This window comes from Acinetobacter sp. CIP 51.11, assembly GCF_000369665.1.
GTDB lineage: Bacteria > Pseudomonadota > Gammaproteobacteria > Pseudomonadales > Moraxellaceae > Acinetobacter > Acinetobacter lwoffii_S.
The window spans coordinates 106,950-119,708 of the sequence record NZ_KB850129.1 but is presented as its reverse complement, the minus strand read 5'-3'; the positions used below and the strand labels follow the sequence as shown (position 1 = coordinate 119,708).

Below are 12,759 nucleotides of genomic sequence, written 5' to 3'. Positions count from 1 at the left end.
AAAAAATCCCCAATCCGGGGATTTTTTTATGGGTCTAGATTACATTCCCCAATGAGGCGGCATGCTCTATTTGAGTTCTTGTAACAGAGTCGGAACAATCACACCATCCACATTCATTTCAGTCGTATAAATGCCGTTGACCACATTGAACTTGTTCACATGGTAGCTGGAACCATAGATCGAGTCGAAGCCATCACCTTTGGTAAAGACTTTCTTGTTGGCGGCCAGATCCAGCAAATGCGTGCCATCAATGAACTGCATATAGGTCTTCGCATCGACACCGACACGTTTGGACATGATCTGTGCAGCATCTTCACGAGTCGCCGGGTCATTGATGTATTTGACAGTTTTATCCCAAACCTGAATCACCTTTTTCCATTGCTCTTTATTGGCTTCCAGATGGGCTGGATTCACGGTCAAGGTATCGTAGATTAATCCAGGCTTGTCTTTAGAGGTGAAAATAATCTTGGAACCGGCAACAGCAGATAAAGCCTGATTTGCCACCGGCTGCCATACTGCAATCGCATCAATATCGGGAGTGGCAAAAACCTGTGGCAATTCATTGGTCATGGTATTGACCAGTTTGACCTCATTCAGGCCAACTTTGGCATCATCCAGTGCAGTGGACAGTAACAAGTGATCGACCAGACCTTTTTCAGTGGCTACGGTTTTACCGCGCAGATCCTGAATCGAATTAATGCCATTCTTGGCAATAATCACGTCATTTCCAGCTGAATAATCGGTCGCCATGATCATCACGCCCTTGGTCCCGCCAGAGCCAGTGACCAGATTATCACCATTAGTGACCATGACCGCATCCAGCTGGTTGGCAGCAAAAGCTGAAAGTGAGGCTGAATAGTCAAACCATTTAAAATCAGCATTGACTCCAGCTTCCTCTAACCAGCCTTTTTCAATCGCAACTTGCCACGCAACCCAACCCGGCCAGTCGCTATAACCAATCCGGATGGGTTGAGTATTTACAGTACCTTCAGCCTTGGCATTTGGTTCAGGTACTTTAGCGGTATTGTCACAACCGCTTAAAAGGATTGCAGACAGTACGGAAACTGACATCAGTGCTTTTTTGATCATTTTGCGACTTCCCCTATGCATTCACATTTAAATTTGGTATTTGAAAGTTGTTTAGATTTCATAAATTCGCGCCAGCCACCGAAATGACTAATATCTGTTGCATCCTCAAGTGCATAGCCTTCACAGATAAAGCCTTTGACCCAAGTACCATCAATCAGCTGAACATTACCGATCCCCAATGGTGCCGGAACTTCTGCAACAATGTCTCCGAACAGTGCACGCGGAATGTCCCAGACTTCGACTTCAATTGAACAACCTTTCGCGTTGTATTGGAGGCCGGGTTTTGGTGGTGTGGTATTTTTTAAAGCATAGAGTTTGTAATGCGAAGCAGTCCGGGTCTGCTTGATCAGGGTGCCACTGCGTGTGGTCAGCTGAAAGTTCAGCGGCATTCTACTTAGATGTGCACCGACGACAGCCAGTTTGACGCTGTGATCCGATGAGATTTCAGTTGTTTTTTCATAGCTAAGTTCAGAGGTGCCTAGCTTTAACTGGCTCGATTGCTGCCATTTTTGCCCGAATTTGGCCAGTGCTTCATCCATCCAGGCTGGCGCAATAAAGGTCACACCCGTTGGAAGACCATCAGCACGAATGCTATTTGGTAATGCCAAAGCCGACAGGTCGGCAAAATTGACAAAATTGGTATAAGCGCCCATGTGGCTGTTTTTTACCAGAGGATCGGCTTCTACTTCTGCAATGCGATAAATGGTGGGTGCAGTAGGCACCATCAAGGCATCATAATGTGCCAGTGTATTTTGAATAACACGGCTCAGGTGGGCACGTTCATATTCATCCTGCATGACATCGACCGCATTGAACCGGTCTGCCTGCGCAATAATCTGGCCAATGACCGGATGGGTCTGCTCGCGTTGCACCATTTTTTCCACGGCACTGGTACGTTCAGCCACCCAAGAGCGGTTATACAAGGCCGCTGCCAGTTGTTGAAATGGAGCAAAATCAATCGGCTCAACCGTATAACCCAAGCTTTGTACACGTGCGATCGCCAGCTGGAATGCTTTTTCAGTTTCAGCATCGCCATAAAATTCCAGTGTATCTGGAATGGCAATTTTCCCTTTTGAAAATTGGCTAGGAACATTCTGAGGATGCGTTCTGGAATAATCATCGCTGGCATCATAGCCCTGCATGACTTGCGCTACCTGCCAGGCATTATCCACCGTTAATGCAAAAATCGAAATCACATCGATGGTGCGGCAAGCCGGAATCAGGCCAGTAGTCGAGAACCAGCCTTTGGTCGGTTTGAGTCCGACAATGTTATTGTGCCCTGCTGGTACACGTCCTGAACCTGCAGTATCTGTACCCAGACTGAATGGTACTAATCCATTGGCTACCACCACGCTGGAACCCGAACTCGAACCGCCGCTGATATATTCAGGATTAAAGCTGTTCTTCACCGCGCCGTATGGTGAGCGCACCCCGACCAGACCCGTTGCAAACTGGTCCAGATTGGTTTTACCCACGACAATCGCGCCGGCAGCTTTTAATTTGGCTACTGCTGTTGCATCGGAAGTCGCCAGATAAGCTGCCTCTTTACATGCTGCTGTGGTATAGAACCCTGCAACATCAATATTGTCCTTGACTGCAAATGGCACCCCATAAAGTGGCAAGCTTTCAATATCTGCACCAGTCAATGCATCAATTTGTGCCTGTAATTGTGCTGCTGTCGCAATTGATATCCAGGCATGATCGTCATTATTCAACTCGGCTACATACTCAATCAGGTCACTAAGCTGGATATTGTTATTCTGGTAGGCGTGTTGCCAGTCCTGTACAGTCCATAAGTTGTGCACAGCTGTTCTCCTTAAGTGTGTTCGGTATTTTGTGGAATAGGTGGCATGACGGCATCCATCAGTTCGAGATGGCCTTTAATCACGCCTTTCAGTGCAATAAATTGTTCGCTTATTTCTTTCAGATCACTGCTCGCGCCCTGCATCAGCATGACTTGCAGGATTTTTTCATCATCCAGCTGGATATGAAGTGAGTTGATCACTTGCGCCAGATACTGCTGTTGCAGATCGACCAGCTGACTGCGTAGCGGTTTAAGGCTGACGTCATAGAGCAAAGTAAGTGTGCCAACCATGACTTCATCGCGAATCACCAGATCATCAATCAGGTGACGGTTAATCATGTCGACAATGGCCTGCGAACGGCTTTCATAGTGCTGCTCGACAATTTTTTGATCCATCGCATGTAGCGTGGTTTCTGGCACGGTAATACTGATCCGTGCCAATTTTTGTTTAGGCACGATGTTGATCCTTGGGTTGGTATTGGGAAGACTGTTTAATGTGAAAGCCTGCGCGTACGCTGAGCAGCTCAACCAGAAAGTGAAGCCATGGATGCATTTTTTTATTTGATGTCGGATTGTTCATGTGCATCTCCTGTGGATATTACAAAACCAAAATTTCGTATTACTTAGGAAAATGCAGAAAGCGTGCCAATTTTTAGTTATTTGGATGAAGTGAATAAACTTATATAAAAGGGCGAAAAAAAGCCCCATAAGATTGAAATGGGGCTTGTTCTAAAGCAAAAGTAAGTTTTGTATTTCACCGGTTTATTCCATTTTGATTGCTCATGTCCTTGCTATTCTTTTTATACATGAATGGTTAACCGATGTTTGTGATTATGAGTGATCAAGTGTATTGCTCTCCTCTATTTATGTTGTATATAAATAAAAGCATTAAGCGTGCCACAATATTAAAATAGAATAGATTTAAGTAGAATGCATGGGAAATTAATTACATACGCAAAAATAGGCAAAACAAGAATGATTAATTTTTTAATTTTGCCTAAAAAATAGACCATTTTGCACCATTGGGGTTCGAGTGTGCATCAAAGTGTGGCTGAACATATTAAACTCTTTAAGCACGGTTTTTGTTAACTCGAGCTCGTAGGTCATTAATACTTATCTTTACAGTTTTTTTTCAGTTTCAACTTCTTCTGCAAGTTTGAGCAGTTTTTTGTCTTCAATCAAATCCATCAGGCGTTCATACATGTCCGCAGGAACGCAATAGAATGCTGGGTTATTACGGGTGAGAATCGCAACTGTTGTACTAAAGCAATTAATCACCACTTCAATGAGGTTCTTTTTAGATATGAAATGCTTGCGACAAAGCGTGAATAGATAATATTGTTCAATATAAATTCCTTAGCCTACTTGTTGAAGCTCTAAAGAGAGTATCCTTTTTGCTTCATTATAAACTTCACTACTTCGAATGATATAAGAACAAAAATATGAATATTTTTCATTAGGTTTCATTAATGATTCGATTCTATCAATGGAATCAGAAATTCTACGTATCTGGTTTAAACGTTTTCGATTAGTATCTTTCTCGTTTAGCTCTTCAAGAGCCTCTTCTAAGGTTTGTTCATATTCACAAAATACTTTTATCAATTTGCTGTAGGGATCATACAATCGACTTTTTAAACCACAGACATCAATTGTACGTTTAGCTATTTCAGTTTTACCTTTCATACGTGCTAAGACAAATTCAAACTGCTGACTAGGATCAAAATCTTCATCATACGGATTTAAAATAGGTTCAACACCTACATCATGGGTAAGTTTTGAATCATTACACTTACGACAACTTGGTAAAAAATTATCCCAATCAAAAGCTTTATCATGATAGATAGATTTTGGATAGAAATGTTCAACTTCTATATTTCCACTATCTTTTGGACTTCCTTCACAAAAAGCACATTTTTGATGTGAGCTAGCAAATAAAGGGGTAGTAATATCCTTATGTCTGTAATGGCTAAGAGCCGAAGCTTTCTCTTCTTTCGGAATATTCTTGTAAGTTCCATATTTACTTACTAATGCAAGTAAATGATCTGTCCATTCTCTTTGTTTATCTTGAAGGATTTGAGGAATATCATTTTGTTTTTCAAGCTTGATCATGACTTATTCAAGCTCCAAAGAAGCCATCTTCATTTCTAATACTTGTACTATCGTGTCATCTGAATGAGTAATATTTTTCAAATGCTCCATTACAGATAAAAGTTTAGTCTTATCTTTTGATTCATAAGCATCGAGAGCTTCATCTATAAGCCTTTCATAATCCTTATTCTTAAGACTTTTAACTCCCATTACATCTTCCAAAATCTGATCAGTATTCCAACCTGAGTAGCGCTTATCACTAGGCTTAAAATAATATTCTGTTTTCCCAGTTTCACGATTCATAATAATGACTTCACCTTCTTTTGCTGAAGCCAAAAGATGTGGTGAATGAGTCGTTACAATAAATTGAAGTTTAGGGAATAAAGCCTCTAATCCATCTCTAATATTAAATTGCCATTCAGGGTGCAAATGTAAGTCCAATTCATCAATTAAAACCGTACCAGTTGCCTCTTGAATATTTCTATGTCCTTGAGGGTTAATTTTTTCAATCCATTCAATAATATTAGCAATCACAGAAAAAATTGCTTGAAATCCAGCAGACAATTCTTCTAGATAACACTCCTGACCATACAATCTGAAAATAGGTTCTAAATCTCTTTCTGTTCTTAAATATTGGAAATCACTTCCCGTAGGAGCAATTCTTGGTAAGTTTTCAAGCAAAATATCCCAATTAATCTTTTCCTCGTATGCCCAATCTTTATCAATATAGAAATATCTATTGATAAACCATTGCTTAACATTTGAATTACTATATTCAAGATTTCTTTGTCGATATATATCTATAGAATTTTGCCGTGGTTCCTCACGCTGTGCGCCTTGAACTCTTACATAATCAATAGATCTTTTTGTCCCTAAAAATAAGGGTATTATTTCTTTATTTTGACCATCAGGAACAAACACCCTGTATGGTTGTGTTACATTTTCAATGCGAGGAGGAAACCAATTTTTCATTTGAGTTTCTCTATATGCATTACCTTCCCTGAAGGACTCTTTGGCTAAACCTAGAAATATAAGTTCACCTCCATTTACAACTTCTATATGAAAACTAGATTCACTAGTTAATCTAGAGGAGTTGAAATCATGATGAAGGCAGTGATGTATACCAGTTAAAATACTACTTTTACCACAACCATTAGGTCCGGTTATAAAATTAAATTTTTCATTAAATTTTACTGAAATCTTAGAAAACATTCTAAAATTTTCTGCATTAAAAGATTTTATAAAGTAGTTAGTCATTTCAGATTTATTCGCTTTTGTCATCCATATATTATCTATATATTCTTAACATTTAAAAAGCAAAAACCGCCCTTGCGGACGGTCTATTTTATTCCTACTTCATTAAGCCACTGGTGCCAACGTAAACAACACCTGCCCCGTTTTTACCGTCTGCCCTTTTTCAATGGTAATTGCATCCACACGCATACGCTCAGGTGCAATAATTGGTATCTCAATCTTCATCGCTTCAATCACAGCTAAGGTCGCACCTTCTTCCACAATATCGCCTGACTGACATTCAATTTTCCAAATTGAACCCGGCATATGTGATTCCACCGCACAACCACCTTCAGGCACTTCAACACCTTCGCCATCATCCACAGCATCTAGACTTTCAGAGACATATTCCGCAAGACCTGCTTCATGCCAGCGACGGCGCTCTGCATCAAAGTTGGCTTGTTGCACCGCTTTAAATGCCGAAATAGATTCTTGGTTTTCAGTTAAGAAGTCGTTGTATTCTTTTAGATTCAATACACCATCTTCAATGCGTAATTTTAAACGCCCTGCTTTAAAGTCCTCACGCATTTGCATGAGTTCCGCTTCAGACACTTCATAAAACTTAATTTGGTCAAAGAAGCGCAGTAACCACGGCATACCTTGTTCAAAGTCAGGGTTTTTACGGTAGCGTGACCACATTTGCGAAGTACGACCGACAAACTGATAACCACCCGGACCTTCCATACCGTACACGCACATATACGCACCGCCGATCCCCACAGCATTCTCAGGCGTCCACGTCCGCGCAGGGTTATATTTAGTCGTGACTAAACGCTGACGCGGATCAAGCGGGGTTGCTACAGGCGCACCCAAGTACACATCGCCCAAGCCCATGACCAAATAACTCGCGTTATAGACCACATCTTTCACGGCTTGTTTGTCTTTTAAGCCATTGATACGACGAATAAATTCGATATTGTCAGGACACCACGGTGCATCAGGGCGCACAGTTTGCATATAACGTTCGGTTGCGAGTTGGGTTTGTGAATCTTCCCAAGCAAGCGGTAAATACACAGTACGTGATGGCACTTGCATCTCAGTGACATCAGGCAGTTGCTCTTCTGCGAATTGAAGCATACGCAATAAATCAATCTGATCAAGCTTGGTCGAATCAAAATGGATTTGCAGCGAACGAATGCCCGGTGTCAGGTCAATAATGCCTTGAATATTTTGATCTTTGACCCATTGCACCAGCGCATGAATACGGAAACGCAGGTTTAAATCTAAAACCAGTTCGCCATATTCAACCAGCATATAGTTGTTGCCAGCAGGACGATACACCACATCAGGCGTACCATTTTGCCCTTTTAAGGTATCTAAAATGGCAGATTTCAGTGTGCTGATTTCAGGATAAAATGCTTCATCAAAAGTCACCGCTTGCGTATCTTGGGCAGTTAATTGCGCATGATATTTTTCATTCAGCAATTTGGCTTGATGGTAGCTCACAGGCACAAATTTAACTTTATCACCGGCTTTGAGCTGACCCAATTTCCATAATTCAGAATTGATCACCACCGCAGGGCACACGAAACCACCTAGGCTTGGACCATCAGGCCCAAGAATAATTGGCATATCCCCAGTAAAGTCGATCGCCCCAATGGCATAGGCATTGTCATGAATATTGGATGGATGCAGACCCGCTTCACCACCATCCTGACGTGCCCATTCAGGTTTTGGACCAATCAAACGGATACCAGTACGGCTTGAGTTAAAGTGAATTTCAAACTCATTGGCAAAGAAAGTATCAATGTCGTTTTTGGTAAAGAAATCAGGTGCACCATGTGGACCATACATCACCGCAATTTCCCAAGTATTTGAGAATGTTGGGATTTGATCTTCATTTAATGCTTTCACTTCATCGGATGTAAATGCCGTGATTGGAAGCATATCGCCAATCAGTAAGTTACGCCCTGCATGACCACCGAATTGACCTAAAGTAAAAGTTGCTTGTGAGCCTAAATATTCAGGCACATTTAGACCGCCTTTAATGCCAATGTAGGTACGACAACCTGTGGCGATCTTGCCACATTTTAACACCTGACCTTTGCGTACATTGACAGTTTGCCACATTGGAACGGCTACGCCATCCAAAGTAGATGGCATATCACCACCAGCAAGCACAATTTGACTATCACAATGAAATTTTAGGCTTGGCCCTTGTAGCGTACATTCCAAACCTGCGGTATTCGGTACATTGCCTAACAATTGGTTTGCGACATTTAAAGACAGCGGATCAATCGCACCGGATGGTGGCACACCAACATCCCAATAACCTAAACGTCCTGTCACATCTTGCACGGCGGTTTGTATACCGGCTTGGAGCACTTCAATCTTTTGAGTTTTCCACTCAAAGGTATTTAAGAAGCGTGTGGTTTGTGTCCCCGCTTTAAACACATCGCAATCGATAATGTTTTGCAGATATTCAAGGTTGGTTTCAATGCCGGCAACTTGCGTTTTAGCCAGTGTGTCGGTCATGGCTTGAATTGCAGAATCACGATCATCTGCTGTCACAATGATTTTGGCAATCATCGGGTCATAGAAAGATGATACGTTTGAACCTGTTTCCACCCATGTTTCATTACGCGCATTGGCATCAAACTCAACATGTGTTAAAAGCCCTGCACTTGGTTGGAAGTTTTTAATTGGGTCTTCTGCATAAAGACGCACTTGAATCGAATGACCTTTGGATTCGAGTTGTGTTGTCGGACGAGTCCAATCGCCACTGCCTAAAGTCACCATCCATTCAACAAGATCGACACCAAAGACTTGTTCAGTCACGCCATGTTCTACTTGTAGACGGGTATTCACTTCCAAGAAATAGAATTCTTGCGTGTCAGTATCCATCACAAATTCAACTGTACCTGCCGAGCGGTAATTCACCGATTGCATCAATTGAATCGCGACATTTTGAATATAGGCACGTTGCGTATCGTTTAAATGTGGTGCAGGCGTTTCCTCAATGACTTTTTGGTTACGACGTTGCACCGAACAATCACGCTCGCCCAGTGCTAGAACTAAACCGTTGCCATCACCAAAGATTTGCACTTCGATATGACGAGCATTTTGTACGAATTTTTCTAAGTAAAGGCCTGCATCTTTAAAGTTGGCTTGCGCTAAATAAGACACGGTTGCATAAGCTTCTTTCAGCTCCTCCGCATTCCACACCAAACGCATGCCAATACCACCACCACCTGCGGTACTTTTCAGCATCACAGGATAGCCAATACGCTCAGCCTCAAGCAGGGCTTCAGCTTCATCAGCCAATAATTGGCTACCTGGCAATAACGGTACATTGGCTTGAATCGCCAATTCACGTGCAGTGTGTTTCAGACCAAATGCTTTCATTTGCTCGGCATTTGGGCCCAAGAACACAATGCCTTGTGCTTCACAGAGATTACAGAATTCGGCATTTTCAGACAGGAAACCATAACCCGGATGAATCGCTTGCGCACCGGTTTGTTTTGCCACTTCTAAGATTTTATCGACGTTTAAATAGCTTTGACTTGCAGGTGCATCACCGATAAAGACGGCTTCATCCGCTAAAGTTACATGCAATGAATCACGATCGGCTTCTGAATAGACAGCTACTGATTGAATGCCTAATTTTTTTAGGGTACGGATTACACGACACGCAATTGCACCACGGTTGGCGATGAGAACTTTATTAAACATGGCTTATTCCTCGCCTTCACGGACAATCAGTTGAATTTTAGTTGGGTTATAGGCATTACATGGGTTATTCAGTTGTGGGCAGTTGGAGATGAGTACGATCAAATCCATCTCGGCTTTCACTTCGACATATTTACCTGGTGCAGAAATACCATCATCAAATTTCAGGTGACCCTCTGAAGTCACAGGTACATTCATAAAGAAGTTAATGTTTGGACCGATATGACGCACGTTTAATCCGTGCTTTTTGGCAATCGGATGTTGTGATAGCGCAATCATGAAATTGTTACGGCAACTGTGCATTGGATATTTATCGTGGGCATAACGTACCGTGTTACTTTCACACGAACATGCACCGCCTAAAGTGTCATGACGACCACAGTTGTCATCGTTAATAATGGCGATTTTATTGCCAAAATTGGTATAAAGCGTTGTACCTTTCTCTAAATAAATTTGACGATTCATCGCCAAAGTATCGGTTGCGCTATAACGCTCTTCAGGGTTAGAAGCAGAAATAAATAAGGTATCTACCGCTTGGTTGCCTTCAAGGTCGACAATACGGAAGTACTGACCTTTTTTGACTTCACACATCCACGCTTCACCGGCAGGACAAACTTCGCTGAGTACTGATTTTTCTAGGTTTACGAGTGCAGTCATGATTATTCCCCTTAAGCAGTTAAAGCGTAGTAGCGGTTATTATTTTGGAACGCACGCTGATTTTGCGGGCATGAATCACGGCAGACATCGGTGTCGCCTAAAGGAAGCGCTTTAAAGAGTGAGAGCTGAATATCGGCAGGTGCATATTCAGTAGAATTGTCTAAGGCATGTGGTGCACTGGATAAAAACACCAAACAATCCATTTCAAAACGTAGTTCAATCACCTGATCAGTATTGTCAGATACGACATAAGACAAGTTACCGTTGTCATCTGGTTGCACTTTAGAGAATAGATTTAAAGTATTGCTAAGATCGGTCGCAGATAATCCAAATTTGGTCATCTCTAAAAGCAAACTGTCTTTGCCATTGCGGTACATGTCGTTACGCGCATCTTGAAACGTTTGCGTACCAAACTGTTGTTCGATTTGCTGTGCTGTGCTTGGCGCACAAAAGGCATCGTTCCAACCGTGATCATCTTTCACAATGGATACCATCGCGCGTCCAAGGTCAGACGCTAAAATATGCCCTGTACTTAAAAATGCCGTGTGTTGTGCTTTTAAGCTGTCTGGCATGTTATAGGCTTCAAGCTTGTCTTCGCTATTTACACAAAACAGTGAAACATTGGCATTCGCGCCTAAAGATTTGAGTTGTAAAACTGCGCCACGCTGAATGCGTGCTGACCAGTGGTGTCCACCCGGTAAACGTTCAGTCCAGAGGACTTGATCTTCGTGATAAGTTATTGTGCTCATTTGCATCCATCCCAATCTTTTTACGGTTTACCTCCCGGGCTTTTATCCCTCCGTGTAGCTTGGGTTTGAACAAACCTAGCCGTGAACTCTCGGTCGCAGACCTACATGAATGTTCATGTATCGGAACCCTAGATCACTTTATGATGATGTAGATAGATGCAAAGGACGTGCCAAACTGGTAATACTATTTTTTATATTCATAATACTTTTTTTTGAGATGGAACTGATCACTTCAGGTTCAAGGCTCTGAAAAAGGCATCAAGATGTAGCAAAATAAAAAAATCCCGGCTTGTACCGGGAATTGTAAAATCTAGAGATGAGAACTCAATCAAACTATTTAAGCGGTAGAGTTATTTACTTAAAATCTCATGCAGCATATTACGTAACCATTGATGACTGGTTTTATGATGACAAGACATATGCCAATACTGCTTTACGGAATAGGTCGGGAAAGCAATCGGTGCCTCAAAAATCTTGAGATTGCCACGTGATAATAAAACTTCACTCAAATAATAAGGCACGGTCGCAATCGCATCGGTTTCCTGTACCACCAGTCCTACCCCGAGATAACTTGGCAGACGCATTAGAATGTCACGCTTGAGTTCCAGATTCAGCAATTCATTTTCAATATGGTAATGCCCCATCCCGGCATCAATATCAATATGGGTTTCACGTAAATACTCTTCTGTCGTGATGCTGTCACCGGTCAGGCGCGGATGGTCTTTCGCCGCGATCACCACATAATATTGCTCAAACAGTTTCTGCTGATAAAAGCCATTCTCCAGATTTGGCAAGAAGCCCAAAGCCAGATCAATCTCACCATTGGCCATTTGATAACTGGTTTCCGATGTAATCGGACGCACATTCAGACGGATATGGGATGCATGCTGCTTCAGATACTGGGAAATTTTTGGCAATAACACCAGATGTGATACATCGGTCATCGCCAGTGTAAAGCGCTGCTGTGAAGTGACCTGATCAAAATTGATAGTGAAATTATTGATTGCTTCAACTTTGCTCAGTGCTTCGCTGACCAAGGGAAAGAGCTGTTTGGACAGGTCTGTCGGCAGCATTTCATTGCCAATACGTAAAAATAAAGGATCACCATAATGCTGGCGAATTTTATTCAGCAGATTGCTCACCGCTGGCTGGCTCATATCTAAATGATCGGCTGCCTGAGATACGTTTTTAAATTTATAGACATAATAAAAAATACTGAGCAATTTACAGTCAAGTTCAAACACAGAAATACATTTCCTTTAACTTTCTCCTCATTCGGACAGGTCTTTCATCCGCATAAGTCTATTGAGGGTCAGATTAAAATATAACACTTTGCCACTATTTTCAGGATTAAACTCGCTGTAATTTTCCGTAAATAAATACTTTTAACAGGTGAATAAATCCATTAAA

At 41.9% G+C, this 12,759-nt stretch carries 11 protein-coding genes and 1 riboswitch; all 11 genes read right to left on the bottom strand.

Features of this window, described 5'->3' with window-relative positions; genetic code table 11:
• Window positions 1-66: 66 nt before the first annotated feature.
• The 11 genes from F894_RS04425 to F894_RS04380 all read right to left on the bottom strand — a co-directional run bounded on the left by F894_RS04425 (window position 67) and on the right by F894_RS04380 (window position 12,593).
• The gene (locus tag F894_RS04425) at window positions 67-1,089 is read right to left on the bottom strand and encodes an ABC transporter substrate-binding protein (RefSeq protein WP_005246277.1); all 1,023 of its coding nucleotides are present in this window, start codon (window positions 1,087-1,089) and stop codon (window positions 67-69) included.
• On the bottom strand, window positions 1,086-2,894 hold the full coding sequence (atzF, locus tag F894_RS04420; protein WP_005246275.1) for an allophanate hydrolase: 1,809 nt from the start codon (window positions 2,892-2,894) through the stop codon (window positions 1,086-1,088). Before atzF ends, F894_RS04425 begins: the two co-directional genes overlap by 4 nt.
• Before the next feature lie 11 nt (window positions 2,895-2,905).
• On the bottom strand, window positions 2,906-3,349 hold the full coding sequence (locus F894_RS04415; protein WP_004280384.1) for a CopG family ribbon-helix-helix protein: 444 nt from the start codon (window positions 3,347-3,349) through the stop codon (window positions 2,906-2,908).
• A complete protein-coding gene (locus tag F894_RS15350; RefSeq protein ID WP_004647016.1) occupies window positions 3,342-3,473 on the bottom strand; it encodes a hypothetical protein in 132 nt (43 codons plus the stop codon). The genes F894_RS04415 and F894_RS15350 overlap by 8 nt, the downstream gene beginning before the upstream one ends.
• Before the next feature lie 539 nt (window positions 3,474-4,012).
• Window positions 4,013-4,174 (bottom strand): hypothetical protein, encoded by a 162-nt coding sequence (locus tag F894_RS15450; RefSeq protein ID WP_265596633.1) that lies wholly within the window; start codon window positions 4,172-4,174, stop codon window positions 4,013-4,015.
• Window positions 4,175-4,249: 75 nt separating this feature from the next.
• Window positions 4,250-5,002 carry an HNH endonuclease family protein gene (locus tag F894_RS04405; RefSeq protein WP_005246272.1) on the bottom strand — a complete coding sequence of 251 codons (753 nt, stop codon included), beginning with the start codon at window positions 5,000-5,002 and terminating at the stop codon, window positions 4,250-4,252.
• Window positions 5,003-5,005: 3 nt separating this feature from the next.
• On the bottom strand, window positions 5,006-6,262 hold the full coding sequence (locus F894_RS04400; protein WP_005246271.1) for an AAA family ATPase: 1,257 nt from the start codon (window positions 6,260-6,262) through the stop codon (window positions 5,006-5,008).
• A gap of 78 nt (window positions 6,263-6,340) precedes the next feature.
• Complete coding sequence (uca, locus tag F894_RS04395; protein WP_005246269.1) at window positions 6,341-9,946, bottom strand: urea carboxylase; 3,606 nt, start codon at window positions 9,944-9,946, stop codon at window positions 6,341-6,343.
• 3 nt (window positions 9,947-9,949) lie between these two features.
• Window positions 9,950-10,600, bottom strand: a complete 651-nt coding sequence (locus F894_RS04390) for an urea amidolyase associated protein UAAP2 (RefSeq protein ID WP_005246267.1) — start codon at window positions 10,598-10,600, stop codon at window positions 9,950-9,952.
• Between the two features lie 11 nt (window positions 10,601-10,611).
• A complete protein-coding gene (locus tag F894_RS04385) occupies window positions 10,612-11,349 on the bottom strand; it encodes an urea amidolyase associated protein UAAP1 (RefSeq protein ID WP_004280388.1) in 738 nt (245 codons plus the stop codon).
• A 29-nt stretch (window positions 11,350-11,378) separates the two neighbouring features.
• Window positions 11,379-11,492: riboswitch (guanidine-I (ykkC/yxkD leader) on the bottom strand.
• Window positions 11,493-11,699: 207 nt separating this feature from the next.
• Window positions 11,700-12,593, bottom strand: a complete 894-nt coding sequence (locus F894_RS04380; protein WP_004647024.1) for a LysR family transcriptional regulator — start codon at window positions 12,591-12,593, stop codon at window positions 11,700-11,702.
• Window positions 12,594-12,759: the final 166 nt, after the last annotated feature.